The 14,602-nt window shown below is 55.9% G+C and carries 16 protein-coding genes and 1 pseudogene; 7 read left to right on the top strand and 10 right to left on the bottom strand.

Annotated elements, in window-relative coordinates:
- The first annotated feature begins 18 nt into the window (after nt 1–18).
- The 4 genes from PUZ33_RS15620 to PUZ33_RS15605 all read left to right on the top strand — a co-directional run bounded on the left by PUZ33_RS15620 (nt 19) and on the right by PUZ33_RS15605 (nt 3,089).
- Entirely contained in the window at nt 19–1,050 is a 1,032-nt protein-coding gene (locus PUZ33_RS15620) for an IS630-like element ISSpu2 family transposase (protein ID WP_071905678.1), read from the top strand.
- A gap of 214 nt (nt 1,051–1,264) precedes the next feature.
- Nucleotides 1,265–2,077 carry a subclass B1 metallo-beta-lactamase NDM-1 gene (locus PUZ33_RS15615; RefSeq protein ID WP_004201164.1) on the top strand — a complete coding sequence of 271 codons (813 nt, stop codon included), beginning with the start codon at nt 1,265–1,267 and terminating at the stop codon, nt 2,075–2,077.
- A 3-nt stretch (nt 2,078–2,080) separates the two neighbouring features.
- The gene (ble, locus tag PUZ33_RS15610; RefSeq protein ID WP_004201167.1) at nt 2,081–2,446 is read left to right on the top strand and encodes a bleomycin binding protein Ble-MBL; all 366 of its coding nucleotides are present in this window, start codon (nt 2,081–2,083) and stop codon (nt 2,444–2,446) included.
- 4 nt (nt 2,447–2,450) lie between these two features.
- A complete protein-coding gene (locus tag PUZ33_RS15605) occupies nt 2,451–3,089 on the top strand; it encodes a phosphoribosylanthranilate isomerase (RefSeq protein ID WP_004201168.1) in 639 nt (212 codons plus the stop codon).
- A 10-nt stretch (nt 3,090–3,099) separates the two neighbouring features.
- Here the strand turns inward: PUZ33_RS15605 and PUZ33_RS15600 are convergent, their stop codons facing one another.
- Together PUZ33_RS15600 and cutA are read right to left on the bottom strand one after the other, a co-directional pair.
- Nucleotides 3,100–4,131, bottom strand: coding sequence for a protein-disulfide reductase DsbD domain-containing protein (locus PUZ33_RS15600; RefSeq protein WP_004201169.1), 1,032 nt, complete (start codon nt 4,129–4,131; stop codon nt 3,100–3,102).
- A 4-nt stretch (nt 4,132–4,135) separates the two neighbouring features.
- Nucleotides 4,136–4,459, bottom strand: a complete 324-nt coding sequence (gene cutA, locus PUZ33_RS15595; protein WP_169649138.1) for a divalent-cation tolerance protein CutA — start codon at nt 4,457–4,459, stop codon at nt 4,136–4,138.
- 69 nt (nt 4,460–4,528) lie between these two features.
- Between cutA and PUZ33_RS15590 the strand changes: the two genes are divergently transcribed.
- Both PUZ33_RS15590 and PUZ33_RS15585 read left to right on the top strand, forming a co-directional pair.
- Nucleotides 4,529–5,233 (top strand): IS6-like element IS26 family transposase, encoded by a 705-nt coding sequence (locus PUZ33_RS15590; RefSeq protein ID WP_001067855.1) that lies wholly within the window; start codon nt 4,529–4,531, stop codon nt 5,231–5,233.
- A gap of 53 nt (nt 5,234–5,286) precedes the next feature.
- A pseudogene (locus PUZ33_RS15585) lies at nt 5,287–5,385 on the top strand (hypothetical protein); the annotation flags it as partial.
- On the opposite strand, the gene PUZ33_RS15580 reads toward PUZ33_RS15585, so the two are convergent.
- Together PUZ33_RS15580 and PUZ33_RS15575 are read right to left on the bottom strand one after the other, a co-directional pair.
- Nucleotides 5,382–5,993 (bottom strand): DUF2913 family protein, encoded by a 612-nt coding sequence (locus PUZ33_RS15580; protein WP_000176305.1) that lies wholly within the window; start codon nt 5,991–5,993, stop codon nt 5,382–5,384. The pseudogene PUZ33_RS15585 and the gene PUZ33_RS15580 overlap by 4 nt on opposite strands.
- 53 nt (nt 5,994–6,046) lie before the next feature.
- Nucleotides 6,047–6,328, bottom strand: a complete 282-nt coding sequence (locus tag PUZ33_RS15575) for a hypothetical protein (protein WP_001568067.1) — start codon at nt 6,326–6,328, stop codon at nt 6,047–6,049.
- 181 nt (nt 6,329–6,509) lie between these two features.
- On the opposite strand from PUZ33_RS15575, the gene PUZ33_RS15570 reads away from it, so the two are divergent.
- Nucleotides 6,510–6,836, top strand: a complete 327-nt coding sequence (locus PUZ33_RS15570) for a C2H2-type zinc finger protein (RefSeq protein ID WP_004201125.1) — start codon at nt 6,510–6,512, stop codon at nt 6,834–6,836.
- Nucleotides 6,837–7,782: 946 nt separating this feature from the next.
- On the opposite strand, the gene PUZ33_RS15565 is transcribed toward PUZ33_RS15570, so the two are convergent.
- The 6 genes from PUZ33_RS15565 to PUZ33_RS15540 all read right to left on the bottom strand — a co-directional run bounded on the left by PUZ33_RS15565 (nt 7,783) and on the right by PUZ33_RS15540 (nt 14,545).
- A complete protein-coding gene (locus PUZ33_RS15565) occupies nt 7,783–8,484 on the bottom strand; it encodes a RepA family replication protein (RefSeq protein WP_174235733.1) in 702 nt (233 codons plus the stop codon).
- 504 nt (nt 8,485–8,988) lie between these two features.
- Nucleotides 8,989–9,240, bottom strand: coding sequence for a hypothetical protein (locus tag PUZ33_RS15560; protein ID WP_064357964.1), 252 nt, complete (start codon nt 9,238–9,240; stop codon nt 8,989–8,991).
- 11 nt (nt 9,241–9,251) lie between these two features.
- Complete coding sequence (locus PUZ33_RS15555; RefSeq protein ID WP_096807525.1) at nt 9,252–9,785, bottom strand: phospholipase D family nuclease; 534 nt, start codon at nt 9,783–9,785, stop codon at nt 9,252–9,254.
- A gap of 45 nt (nt 9,786–9,830) precedes the next feature.
- Nucleotides 9,831–12,023, bottom strand: a complete 2,193-nt coding sequence (gene trbC / locus PUZ33_RS15550) for an F-type conjugative transfer protein TrbC (protein ID WP_064357960.1) — start codon at nt 12,021–12,023, stop codon at nt 9,831–9,833.
- Nucleotide 12,024: 1 nt separating this feature from the next.
- Entirely contained in the window at nt 12,025–13,116 is a 1,092-nt protein-coding gene (locus PUZ33_RS15545) for a thioredoxin fold domain-containing protein (RefSeq protein ID WP_064357959.1), read from the bottom strand.
- Nucleotides 13,117–13,126: 10 nt separating this feature from the next.
- Nucleotides 13,127–14,545, bottom strand: a complete 1,419-nt coding sequence (locus tag PUZ33_RS15540; RefSeq protein ID WP_071887238.1) for a secretion/conjugation apparatus DotM-related subunit — start codon at nt 14,543–14,545, stop codon at nt 13,127–13,129.
- Between the last annotated feature and the right edge of the window lie 57 nt (nt 14,546–14,602).

Raw genomic sequence — 14,602 nt, 5'->3', positions numbered from 1 at the left:
CACCAAACGGACTGAGCGATGTCGATCATAGCACCAATACCTCGTGACGAACGACGCCTGATGCAGAAAGCTATCCATAAAACACGCGATAAAAATTATGCCCGCAGACTGACCGCCATGCTGATGTTGCACCGGGGCGAGCGCGTCAGTCATGTGGCCAGAACACTCTGCTGTGCACGCTCATCGATTGGTCGCTGGATTAACTGGTTCACTCTGTCTGGTGCTGAAGGCCTGAAGTCATTACCGTCAGGACGTGGCAGGCGCTGGCCGTTCGAACATATTTGCGCATTGCTGCGTGAGCTTGTGAAGCATTCTCCCGGCGATTTCGGTTATCAGCGTTCCCGCTGGAGTACCGAACTGCTGGCGATAAAAATCCGTGATGTCACCGGTTGTCCGCTACATGCCTCAACCATCCGGAGATGGTTACCTGCAGCCGGGCTGGTATGGCGCAGAGCAGCGCCGACACTGCGTATCCGTGACCCACACAAAGAAGAAAAAATGGTTGCTATCCATGAAGCACTGGCGAAATGCAGTGCGGAAAATCCCGTGTTTTACGAAGATGAAGTGGATATTCATCTCAACCCGAAAATCGGTGCTGACTGGCAGTTACGCGGGCAGCAAAAACGTGTTGTCACACCGGGCCAGAATGAAAAGTACTATCTTGCCGGTGCGCTGCACAGCGGTACGGGAAAAGTCAGCTACGTAGGTGGAAACAGTAAAGGTTCATGTTTATTTATCAGACTGTTAAAACATCTTAAGGCGACATACCGGCGGGCAAAAACGATTACGCTCATTGTCGATAACTACATTATCCACAAAAGTCGTGAAACGTTGCGCTGGCTGAAAGCAAACCAGAAGTTCAGGGTCATTTATCAGCCGGTTTACTCGCCATGGGTCAATCATGTCGAACGGTTGTGGCAGGCGCTTCATGAGACAATAACCCGAAATCACCAGTGCCGTTCAATGTGGCATCTGTTGAAAAAGGTTCATCACTTTATGGATACCGTCAGCCCATTCCCCGGTGGAAAACACGGGCTGGCTAAAGTGTAGCGGTATTAGGATCAGTTATTTAGAAAGGCGTTAGATTGGCTTACACCATTAGAGAAATTTGCTCAGCTTGTTGATTATCATATGGCTTTTGAAACTGTCGCACCTCATGTTTGAATTCGCCCCATATTTTTGCTACAGTGAACCAAATTAAGATCATCTATTTACTAGGCCTCGCATTTGCGGGGTTTTTAATGCTGAATAAAAGGAAAACTTGATGGAATTGCCCAATATTATGCACCCGGTCGCGAAGCTGAGCACCGCATTAGCCGCTGCATTGATGCTGAGCGGGTGCATGCCCGGTGAAATCCGCCCGACGATTGGCCAGCAAATGGAAACTGGCGACCAACGGTTTGGCGATCTGGTTTTCCGCCAGCTCGCACCGAATGTCTGGCAGCACACTTCCTATCTCGACATGCCGGGTTTCGGGGCAGTCGCTTCCAACGGTTTGATCGTCAGGGATGGCGGCCGCGTGCTGGTGGTCGATACCGCCTGGACCGATGACCAGACCGCCCAGATCCTCAACTGGATCAAGCAGGAGATCAACCTGCCGGTCGCGCTGGCGGTGGTGACTCACGCGCATCAGGACAAGATGGGCGGTATGGACGCGCTGCATGCGGCGGGGATTGCGACTTATGCCAATGCGTTGTCGAACCAGCTTGCCCCGCAAGAGGGGATGGTTGCGGCGCAACACAGCCTGACTTTCGCCGCCAATGGCTGGGTCGAACCAGCAACCGCGCCCAACTTTGGCCCGCTCAAGGTATTTTACCCCGGCCCCGGCCACACCAGTGACAATATCACCGTTGGGATCGACGGCACCGACATCGCTTTTGGTGGCTGCCTGATCAAGGACAGCAAGGCCAAGTCGCTCGGCAATCTCGGTGATGCCGACACTGAGCACTACGCCGCGTCAGCGCGCGCGTTTGGTGCGGCGTTCCCCAAGGCCAGCATGATCGTGATGAGCCATTCCGCCCCCGATAGCCGCGCCGCAATCACTCATACGGCCCGCATGGCCGACAAGCTGCGCTGAGCCATGGCTGACCACGTCACCCCCAATCTGCCATCGCGCGATTTCGATGTGACAGAGGCGTTTTATGCGAAGCTGGGCTTTGCGACGAGTTGGAAGGATCGCGGCTGGATGATCCTGCAGCGCGGCGGTTTGCAGCTCGAATTCTTCCCCTATCCTGACCTCGACCCAGCTACGAGCTCGTTCGGCTGTTGCCTGCGGTTGGATGATCTCGATGCCATGGTGGCATTGGTGAACGCGGCGGGAGCCGAGGAAAAAAGCACCGGCTGGCCGCGCTTCAAAGCTCCGCAACTGGAGGCGAGCGGCCTGAGGATCGGCTACCTGATCGATCCCGACTGCACGCTGGTGCGGCTGATCCAGAACCCCGACTGACCGCATGCCCGCGAAAATCAAGATTTGCGGGATCAGCACACCCGAGGCGCTCGATGCGACCATCGCGGCGCGGGCGGACTATGCCGGGTTGGTGTTCTATCCAGCGTCGCCCCGTGCGGTTACGTCGAATGTCGCGGGCGCTTTGACATCGCGCGCAGCTGGCCAGATCGCCATGGTCGGTTTGTTCGTCGATGCGGATGATGCTGTCATCGCCGACGCACTGGTGGCAGCCAAGCTGAACGCGCTGCAGCTGCACGGTTCGGAATCGCCCGAACGCGTGGCCCAGTTGCGCGCGCGGTTTGGCAAGCCGGTGTGGAAGGCGCTGCCCGTCGCCAGCGCCAGCGATGTCGCACGCGCCGCAGCCTATGCCGGGGCGGCGGACTTGATCTTGTTCGACGCCAAGACCCCCAAAGGCGCGCTGCCCGGCGGCATGGGGTTGGCGTTCGACTGGTCGCTGCTGGCCGGATATCGCGGTGCCTTGCCGTGGGGGCTGGCAGGCGGGCTAAATCCGACGAATGTTGCCGAGGCGATTGCGCGCACCGGAGCGCCGCTGGTCGATACCTCCAGCGGCGTCGAAAGCGCGCCGGGCGTCAAGGATACCGACAAGATTACCAATTTCGCCTTTGCGGTGCGCTTGGCCTAAATCGCGTCGATCAATAGGCGTCGTTCAGCGCAAAGATCGGCTTGCGGGTGCGCCACTGCCCTCGGGTGAAGTCGGGAAAATCTAACGTGCGATTGCCCTCAGCAATCGATTGTTCCGACAGAGGCGTGATCGCGCTCCAGGCCAGCGCGTCGTAAATGTCGATTGGCATCGGGGCCTTGGCCTTCAGCGCCTCGACAAAAGCGTGGATCACGAACCAGTCCATCCCGCCATGCCCGGCCCCTGCCGCCAGATCGGCGTAGCGTTTCCATAGCGGGTGATCGTATTTCGCAAACCAGCCCTCGGCAGGCTCCCAGCGGTGCGGCTGTGGGCTCTTGCCCTCCAGATAGATCGACTTGTTGACGTCCATCCACAGCCCCTCGGTGCCTTGCACCCGAAAGCCGAGAGAATAGGGGCGCGGCAGCGAGGTGTCGTGGCACAGCATGATCGTTTCACCATTAGTGCAGCCGATCATGGTGTTGACCACATCACCCAGTGCGAATTTCACCTCGGCGTTGGGATGATCGGCAGAGCCGTTCTTGACGACATAATCATGCAGCCCGCGCGCCTTACAGCCGAAGCCGCCAGCGCCCGCTTCGCCCGGCAACGCGACCTTCAGGGTGCGGGTCTGCGGCGGGTAGCACACGCCGGCATCGGCGCAGCCCTGGTACTTCACGGTCAGGGTGGTCGCGCTCGCGCCGGCCGCGGGCGTGCCGGTGAGGGTGCCGAGCAATTCCTTGCGGTAGGTTTCGACGTCGCCGAAGAATTCGTCGCGGTAGGCCTTGCCCTTCGGCAGCGCCATGGTCGCGCCGGTGAAGGCGGCATCGGCCTTGACCGAGGTGCGGTGCCGGTACAGGTAATAGCCGTCGGCGATCCGCCAGCGCACCTCGATGCGGTCCGGCGCGGTGGCCTGCGCGGACAGGACGAAGACCTCGTCGACCGGCGGCAGTTCGAAGTCCTGGGCGACGGCCGAGGTCGCGGGCAGCGCAAGCAGCAGGGCGAGCCCGGCCAGCCAGCGGCGCAGGCGGATCGTGGATGCGGTCATTGGCTCAGTTTACCGGTCGGCTCTCGGCGGCCAGCCATTGCAGGTATTCGGGCAGGCCGGACGCGGCTTCGACCGCGAGCAGCTCCGGGAGTTCGTAGGGATGCAGTTGGCGCAGGCGTTCCTGCAGGGCGGGGTAGGCCTCGGCACTGGTCTTGACCAGCAGCAGGACCTCGGCCGCGGCCTCGACCTTGCGTTGCCAGCGATAGACCGAACGCAGGCCGGGCAGGAGGTTGACGCAGGCGGCCAGGCGCTCGGCCACCAGCGCGGTGGCGATGCGCTCGGCGCTGTCGGCGTCGGGACAGGTGCAGAAGCAGATCAGGGCGCTCACCGGCATGGCACTGTTGCAAATAGTCGGTGGTGATAAACTTATCATCCCCTTTTGCTGATGGAGCTGCACATGAACCCATTCAAAGGCCGGCATTTTCAGCGTGACATCATTCTGTGGGCCGTACGCTGGTACTGCAAATACGGCATCAGTTACCGTGAGCTGCAGGAGATGCTGGCTGAACGCGGAGTGAATGTCGATCACTCCACGATTTACCGCTGGGTTCAGCGTTATGCGCCTGAAATGGAAAAACGGCTGCGCTGGTACTGGCGTAACCCTTCCGATCTTTGCCCGTGGCACATGGATGAAACCTACGTGAAGGTCAATGGCCGCTGGGCGTATCTGTACCGGGCCGTCGACAGCCGGGGCCGCACTGTCGATTTTTATCTCTCCTCCCGTCGTAACAGCAAAGCTGCATACCGGTTTCTGGGTAAAATCCTCAACAACGTGAAGAAGTGGCAGATCCCGCGATTCATCAACACGGATAAAGCGCCCGCCTATGGTCGCGCGCTTGCTCTGCTCAAACGCGAAGGCCGGTGCCCGTCTGACGTTGAACACCGACAGATTAAGTACCGGAACAACGTGATTGAATGCGATCATGGCAAACTGAAACGGATAATCGGCGCCACGCTGGGATTTAAATCCATGAAGACGGCTTACGCCACCATCAAAGGTATTGAGGTGATGCGTGCACTACGCAAAGGCCAGGCCTCAGCATTTTATTATGGTGATCCCCTGGGCGAAATGCGCCTGGTAAGCAGAGTTTTTGAAATGTAAGGCCTTTGAATAAGACAAAAGGCTGCCTCATCGCTAACTTTGCAACAGTGCCGAAAATTGCCCGTACCATGCTGCAGAACGGCATTGACCGCAATACTGTCATGAAAATGACCGGTCTGACTGAAGATGACCTGGCACAAATCCGCCACTAATCCCCCTTTCCTGGCACTCCCTGCCGGGCCATCAGTGAAAACTGGTGGGGCAGGGAGGCATCAGACTCAGGCTCAGCCTGCCAGCCACAGCGATTTAACAGTTTCATTATCCCAGTTACGTTCCCTGTCAGACGTACTGTCAGCGGATTTGTCTGTTGGCCATTGTCGTCAAAAGCGGCATCAAGGTTTGTCCGTAAGAGATAAACACCGTTTACTCCAGGATTGAGTACCAAAGCATATCGTCCGGCCCATTCTCTGTCGCTCATTACGCGGTAATTCCAGCCCATGTCTTTCGCTGTTTCCAGCGCATACGTCAGGCGGAACATGTCGTTCTGTTCAGTCAACTCGCCGCTGCAGGAGCGCCAGACATAGCCCAGTTTGTCGGCCAGCTTAGCTCTCACACCCAGCAAACGCCCCTGATTCAGTAACCACCCGATATCCTGTGCCACATCGCGCGAGAATCGCCGTTGCTTCAGTGCTGCCGCGAGCCAGCGGGTGAGAAAGAGATTTTCCTGTGCGGGAGAGAGTTCTCCCTGCTCCTGTCTGGCCAGTGCCAGCGCGACCAGTGCACACCATGCCAGATGGCCTGTTTTTTCTGTCAGCGTCATAACAGATACCTCCCTTCAGTCTTACTGATTCCCAGGTCTTAAATCTCAGTTGTTCAGCTCTGTACAGTCGGTCTCAGCTGCCATGTTGCCCCACCAAAACAGGTCACACCGACCACCTGCTCCCAGGTTTCCTTCTGCTCCAGCAGCTTCTCCAGCGCATGAAAGTCCGCGCGCGAGAGCACAATATCTTCCCGCTCGCCGGGCGACTCCAGAATATACCCCTCAGGTATCCGCGTGGCCGATTCAGCAGCCTGCCGTGAGGATATGCGGTAAAAGGTTTTGATGCATCCTCCGCGAGTGAGGGCATCGAGGATGATGCTTTCGGCAACGCGCATGACTGGCTCCGGTTAAAAGTGTTTCACGTCTTTGCCGGTGTGCAACTGGCGACGCTCATCATGCCGCGTAGTGCTTCCACAGACAACGGCTTTGCCTCATTGCCCCGGTGGACCATCGCATGGCAGTTCGGACAAGGAATGCTATGGTAAATATAACCTTCCCCTTACACTCATGAAGCTTATGGAAGAATTATTCACTTGTCCGATATGTAAACTCTCATTTGGCCATAAAGCTAGGTTGAGAAAGCATATAAAAAAGCATACGAAATCCCTTGAAAAGAATCTCGCTAAGGCCAACTCAACCAAAAAGGCTGAGCATGAAAAGATGCTTATTCAGGAGAGGATTGCAAGGACAGGTAGCGCTTTTAAAAATGAATCGGAGAGAAATAAGTACTTTGAAAGAAGGCGTGCTGAAAACCCCATATTTGATATCGATACGCCGATCAGAAAGGCCTCGTTTATAGTGAATGCCGGTGCCTTTGGTTTGGGTAAATCCAGAAAAAACTAGCCGTTTTTTTGGCAAAAGCAGATCTAATGTCCCCGTGGTGAGTATATAAAAAATTACGGGGAGCTGAGCGACCTTCGTCTAGCTCTCTTCTTGTTTTTTTGCCGCAGCGGACTCTCGCGTGCGTCAGACACAAGTGGCGCAGGGGACGGGTTTTTGATGCGCGTCAGCGCATGGGAGGCGCCATGCGCCGGAGACCCCCGCAGCGAAGCGAGGACGAAAAAAGCATTACGGCTTCAGCCGTAATAATCCCCCACACTGCTAAGCCCAGAACAAACCCGCTAAAAACGATACAGAAGCTGCTGTGCGCGGTCGGAGTGGTCACGACAAGGCGATAGCCGCAGTCGGGGCGTATCTCCGCGTTAGCGGGCCGTTAGGGCCGCTTACGAGCGTGTACGCCAGAACGAAAAGCAACACCACCCACAGCAATGACAAGATCTAGTTACAACATCCGCCATTCTAAAGCGATGGTGTTCCCCGGCCTTCGGCCGGGGGCGGCGGCGCTTTTCAGTGGTGGGGAGGGGCTCCTGGCTTGCAAACCGGCGCTGGTTTTATGGTGAACTCCCTTTTGAATGCTGTAACTAATTTACTTCTCCGGTCGGGGCCCGTCGCGAAGCGATGGGAGCTACTTTTGAGGCGCTTGCGCCGATGTTTTTAAGTTATTCACTTTTTAAAGGGGATAACAGTAATGTCTTTTATTTGGTTTTATCTTTTATATTACGTAAGTAATTAAAAGATAAAACCGAAAGAGTAATTGCAGGATATCGTTGGCACTTCAACAGTACTTACCCACAACCTGTACCACACTTACTCCCGCTATCGGCAGGTAAACACGTAAAACCAGCCAACGGGGCATGCTGTTAACTAAAGGATTGTTCATTTTCCAGGCAGGGTTTTATTTATGGCGAGTGGGATCCCCGCCAGTCAAGGCGGTTCATACGCGGCCTTTTCAGGCCAGTACGGGGGGTTGGGAGAAATATTCCCGTTTACGCTGGCGAGCTACGTCGCGCCTGGCTTTCATTCGCGATAAACCGGCGGCGGCTTTGCGGGTCCAGTTCTCGACTCTGATGGCAATCAGGCGAATATCTCCCGACGAGATGACTTCATTCGGATCAGCCTCCAGTAGCCTGGCGCGTTCACGGTATGCCTGTTTCAGGGGAATTCCCAGAATGGCAAAGAACTCCTCAGTCACCTCTATGTGCTTACAGGCGCAACGGGCGTCATAAGGATTGAAGGGAGCTTTTTCTGTGATGATGGCATTAAGCCAGGAGAGGCGATCGCATCCGCGGCTGGCCCGGGAAATCGACTTATGACCGCCATCACTGCGCGTTGCCAGGCCTGCGCGTTCAGCCAGTGTTTCAAGGTTGTGCCGGATCTGCCAGTCCCGTAAATCAAGATCGTCGAGAATGGCCAGCATCAGCTCGCACAGCGTTTCAATGCCGTACATATTTGCTTCATTGACCCAGTATCTGTTATGCCGGATACGACGCCGCAGTTCTGCTTTGATTTTCTGACGGCCCGCAGGGGTGGCAAGTGACCTGATCCACCGGTTCAGGAACCGGCGGCGGCGACGAGAAGCCACGTTATAGCAAGGGGTCTGATTGGGTACGCCCGAAGGACGAGCTTTAAGATGAAGACCTGTTTCAGTCACACCCGCCCGGACTTATGGCGAGTAGGGGTTGTGTTAGAATATGCATTTGCTATAATCCTTCACAGGCCAGCGCCTGCTTTTGGACCCCCTGATTTCTGAATCTCCCGCCAAGTTGATAGCAGATTTCAGGGGGTTTTTGCATTCAGGGGCCGTAAATTCGTCATCCCTTCCCTTTGGACGCTATTCCGGGAACGTCCCACCCAAGTAATTCCTACAAACCGTTGTAAACTACCATGTTGCGTAGCAAGGATCAATTTATAAAAGGAGATCCGTGAATGATCGCTCACAATAAAATCACGCATATATGCAATATATGACATAATCGCATATATATGATTTTTCACAAAAAAACCTGCATCACTAAGTCCTAAACGCATTCAAGATCGTATTGAAGTCCCTGTTTCTATAGGCAAGTCAGTGTACCACCTGCCGATAGCATCCCTGTGTGTTGTAACACTATCAGACCATAAAAAAAGGCCGCCTGAATAATCAGACGGCCTAAGGTTATTTTTTTTCTGCGGATGTTCCTTTTAACTGTTCGGCGAAAGCCAGACACTCAGACAGCCAGAATTGCCTTGTCTTCCCCTTTAACAGACTTACCGGTGCCGGTAATGTTATTTCTCGGAAAATATTGGTAGTGGCTGCCGCGACGCCTAGTTCATGCTCAGGTACACCCAGCATGAGCGCAAACTCGCGCGTCGTGATTTGTACATCGTTATCGCGGCGGGCTTTTTTTCTTTGTGTGTTTTCAGACATAACAGCCTTTGTTAATACGTCGATTTCCAGTCACGTCCCGTGTCCCAGCGGGACTGCCAGTGTTCCAGATAGACGCTGGCCACCTGTGGCATATCATTCAGAACCAGCACATTTTCTGAATTCGAATACTCCGCAGCTTTACTGAAGTTGAATGAGCCGGTTTCAACCGTGTTCTGGTCGATGATAATGACTTTGTCATGGTGGATTTTATAGGCATCCGTCAGACGCACGTTCACGCCGGCATTCACCAGGATATTGAGTGCCGCTTTCGAATATTTGTTCTGGTTTTCTCTATTATCCAGGATGACTTTAACGTCCACACCACGCCGGCTGGCGGACGCCAAGGCTTTCGCAATATCCGCAGCGGTAAAGTTGTATCCCATCATACGGACGGACTCACGGGCATGATGGATGGTGCTGAGCACCAGTTCCCGGGCGGTCCCTTCCGGGCTGAAACCGACCTGCACGGAAGGAGCGGCGATCGCTGACAGGGACGAAGAGAGTGTGGTGGCCATTACGGCCGCCACCACTATTTTTTTTAACATGGGGATACCTTTCATGATGTGGCCACCGGGACAGGCAGCCGAAGATCAGTAAACGAAACCGTCAACCTGTTGAGTGACGGCCGACTGGTGAATGTGCTGGTATTTTTCCAATTCATCCTTTTTGACGGACAGTTTTTCCGGCTCCGGGTATTCGACGCTGTAACGGCCCCGGGTCTCGGTCAGTACCGAGGCGGCGAGGCTGAGCAGCTGCGTCGCGCGCCGGACTGTATCGGGGGGCACGGGGGAGACTTCGTCGAAATACATGGCTTCATCGGCAATGGCATACAGCACGCCATCCTGAATGATCATGCTGTCAGGGGCGTGTCTGATGTTGTCGTTTTTCACGATGGCCATAATGCGGTTGATACTGGCCGGACGAGGGCGGTCACGGCGGACTTTTGCCGGCAGCAGGTGAGACAGGCTGTCATACGTTGGCCATTCCACCTCAACAAACCGGTTGATGCGGACGTCCTTGTCGGTGATTTTGTCGTCATCCGCGATGTACAGGGCGTTGTTCCGGATGACGGCCCCTTTGAAGACCGTGGCCTGCTCCCCCTGGTTTAAAGCCTGCAGTTCATCAAAGGGCAGTTTCGGTTTCTCCTGGACCGTAACGCGCCCGGTATCGGCATAGCTCCCCCCAATCGCGCCGGCGCGGTATTCCATACTGTCCTGAATGGCCTGGTATTCCATCCCGGCTGATTTCGCGGCGAACTCTGCGGTTTCAGTTGGATCGATGATGGTCCCGAAGATGCGGGTGAACATGTTGCCGAGCAGCGTCCAGAGCTTATCCCCCACGGCCGTTTTGAGCTTCTGCAGGTCCTGACCTGCCAGAACGAGCGCATAGCCGAGGGAGCGGACCTGGGTGGCCAGCTGACCGATGGTATCGGAGTAGTACGAACCGACCTCATCTGCCAGCCATAAAAAGGGAAAGCGGTCCCTGAATTTTTTGATAACCAGTATGTCTTCCGCTTTCCCCTCCATCCTTTCGCCCAGGTCCTGGCTCAGGATCATCGCCAGCTGGGAGGTTGTCAGCCGCCCCAACGTGAGCGCTTCTGACGCGGATAGCTCCAGTGCCGGGATAAGGATGACGAGAATACGGTCATTGTGGACCACATCCCGCAGGTCAATATCGCCGGCGCCGGATGAAAACACGTGGCCATAGGTATCGCTGAAGAGTGACAGCATACGGTTGTACTGGCTCGTCAGATAACCATGCTGGTTACGCGCCTCCTGCGACCACTCTGATGGCTTGGTGATCAGGCTCATATCAAAGCCCGGCACGCTGGTTGAGAGATAATTACGCAGCCCGGTTCGAATTTCTTCGTGCCATTCCTCAGCTTCAGCCTGCAGATAGAGCTCCGCGAACTTATCCAGGGAGAGGTACTCCTGGATCAGCCGCTGCGACATCACCTTTTGTTCCTTGCGGCTTTTGTAAATCAGGGCCTTTGTCAGGACCTGGTTCATCCCCTTGGCTTTCTCCTGCCAGGTACGGTCGTTGCCGGCTTCCGGCATCATGGAATCCATCAGCTGCGTGATGTAGGTTTCCTGGGCCAGCGCAAACGGGTTCGTGTTATTGGACTGCTGGCGTGATTTGTCATTCTCCAGCAGGCGCTGAGAGCGGCTCTGGCCGCCGGTGATGTAGTTCAGCAACCGCAGATCGTCTTCACGGCCAAAGCGGCGGGACAGGGAGGCGACAGCAAACCAGACGTCATTCTGGGCCTTACCGTCAGAGAAGATCAGCCCTTTCGCCCAACACAGTGCATTTAACACAAAACCAAGCAACATCTCGGTTTTGCCGGCACCGGTGGTGGCCATAAGAATGAGATGGCGCGTCAGGTCATCCATGCGCAGCCATATCTCACGGCCGCCATCGAGCGTGCGTTCGTATCCGGTATAGAACACGCCCGCCGCCTTTTCCATATGCCGGTTAAGCTTAGTGACGGGCAGAAAGCCCAGCAGTTTGCCGGGTCGCATGGTTTCCGTTGACGGATCCAGCCTGTCCATGTCCATTGGCATCCTCGCCGGCATTCGGAATTCATTCAGCATGAACATCGGGACCCAGACCAGCATGACCGGAATGGCCGCCCACAGAAGGACAGGCCAGACTATTGCCGCACCAAATATGGCGATAATGGCGAGCAGCAGGGGGCCGGTGCGATACGCCATCTCTTCGACCATGCTCTGATGTACCTGACGCTGCAGCCGGGCGGCATCGACCGGTTTCTGCTTCTGTTGCATATCAGTTCTCCGCGTTGCTGTGCTCTGTCATGAAGGCGCGCAGGATGGCCGGATCTTTCATCGTTGACTGCGGTACATGGCGGCCGTCGTCGGCAATGACCCAGGGCGTGCCGGGGATACGGTATTGCCTGAACGCGACATCGTTAATGGCCAGCGCCTCGCCGGCGATTTTCCAGCGTTTATAATCGCGTTGTACCGGGGCTTCTTTTTGATCGTCACCGGTTTTCTTTTTGCCAATGGTGAGCATGCCCTCGTCAACCGAAAACAGTTTCTTCCAGGCCGCAGCGCGGTGCGCCGTCTCCAGATACAGGACAGACTGGATTTTCCGGACAGATTTCTCTTTACCAATCGCAGAGACGGGGAAGACCACCACGTTGTATTCATTACCTAATGCTTCGACGACCGGCTCCCAGTTTTTGCAGTTAGGGCACTCCGGATCGGCAAAAACGTACAGTGTCCGTTCGTGTCCGGAAGACAGGGGGACGGTGAAATAGCCGCGGCCTGCTGCTTTCTGCAGGTTCTGCATAATGTGTGGGCTCAGCGTTTCCTGACTGGCCACGGAAACCGGCCGGGTTGCTGAGGGCCGGACAGGGGAAGCTGTCGGCATCGGCTGGCCATTGTCGGCATTCGGTGTTGTGTGGTTGCCAAAATAGGGATTACCCGGCGCAGGGTTGCGCAGCTCCGGTAGTCCCTGGAAGCGCGGTGCGGCTGTTTCCGCCGTGGCATTCTGGGGCTCTTCCTGTCCGAACGGCGGCATGCCCGCTGAGGGTGTTGCAGGCGCAAAACGCCAGACGGCAAAACAGCTAACCAGCAGCGCCGCCGCGGGCAGGAGGGTGTTCTTCCACTTTATTTTCGGCTTACGATCGCTGAGTACCCGTGTAATGACAGACAGCAGTTGTTCTGCCTCTTTGTAGTCCAGCGCCCGGTATACCGGATGGCTACTGTCGGTATTCAGGCTGACCATCAGCGTGCCCCCTTCGATCCAGAAACTCGGGTCCTCACTCACATTGAGGGAAAAAATCGGTGTGTCGTCATTCAGTGAAGCAATCAGGTGATTACCGGAGATACGGGCATTAAATGTCGGAGTCATCATCGTTGGGGCCTTATATAAAAGCAGGTTCATCGTCGTCCGTCGCCTCACAGGCTGCGGCGTCATGTGATACGTGAGGTGTGGTTACGGTCGATACGGCAGCTGAGGCGGTATCAGTGAGGGGGGGAGTGGACGGCCCGGTGTGTCTCCCGGCGTCCTGGTCGGGATGCGCCTCCGCTGCAGCAGCATTATCTTCAGGCTGTTCTGCTTCTGCAGGTTCCGGTTCATCGCCCTGGAGGTCAGTAAAGCTGTCCTGGCTGAGCGTCGGGGGTAACCAGTCAGGTGCTTTCTTCCGGCGTTCGGTTTTTTTCACGCGTCGCTCATGCACCAGACCCAGCCCTTCCAGCTCGTACTGCAGCCCGTCGATGGCGGATTCGACATAATCGATCTGCAATGGCAGCTTCTCTTTTCGTACCACGATTTCAAAACGCGTCTGAGCAATGACGCCTGCCCCCTCCACAAACACGCTGGCGGTATCGGCACCGTGCAGGGCATACCAGAGCGTGCGATCGATGGGCTTCAGCCAGAGATACTGTGACGGCGGCAGGCGAATATCGTGGCCCAGCAGGCCGCTGAGAGCCGTTCTGACGTACTGGTGTGTGGCATGGATTTCTTTCATCCCCTCCGCCTGCCAGACCGTCAGAAAGGCTTTTTCTGCTCGGGAAAAATCAGGACGGTACAGATTTTTCGTGCGCTTACGTTCTTTACGGTTGCGCGGGAGGCAGCTGCGGTTCAGATCATCCAGCAGTTTTTTGGCAGCCTTACGGTCATTCATCAACACCTGCAGGCCGAACACGGCAAACAGGGCTTTCTCATAATCCTGCAATGTGTCCGGAGAGGCAGACAACCGTGTACCCAGCTGAGAGATAAAAACGTCACGGGCTTTTTCTCGGTCCAGTATGCGCGAGGCGATAAGACCATGCCTGGCGGCGAACTCTTCCGGTTTTTCCGCCCAGCGGCGTTCCGGGCCGTCATCGTTCATTAACAGGTCCGGCGACCGGCTTTCTGCCAGCACCGGCACAATGGCCGGCGACCATTTGCTCATGATCTGCGGCAGCGTGTGGATATTGACGATACGCTTGCTCTTCATCGGCCGGGACGGATGGTTTTTGATGCCGACCAGCGCACTGATGGCGATGGGGAGAAGAAAAATCAGCAGGATGCCGGACGTTTCATTCATCACGGCGAACCAGTCATGCCAGGAGATAGACTGAGCGTGATTGCCGGTACGGGCCAGCAGTTTGATTTTTTCCGCGACCCAGGGATGGATACGCTGAAAATCGACCATCCCCCATAGCCAGTAGAGCAGCAGGCACGATACCCATACAAATTTACTGAACCACAGCCAGCAGATAATCACGAGGGCGGCAGGGATCAGCAGAAAGCCGTAGGCGTCATCATGGCCGGAAGCGGCCTGACGGTTCTGAGACATAGGGACCTCATTAATACGATAAGCGGATCAGGGATGCAGAAACTGAAAGCCCCCGGG

Origin of the sequence: Enterobacter cloacae complex sp. 2022EL-00981 (assembly GCF_028737495.1) — a bacterium.
Taxonomy (GTDB): domain Bacteria; phylum Pseudomonadota; class Gammaproteobacteria; order Enterobacterales; family Enterobacteriaceae; genus Enterobacter; species Enterobacter cloacae.
The sequence above is the reverse complement of the archived record's forward strand: the minus strand, read 5'-3'. Positions and strand labels throughout refer to the sequence as shown.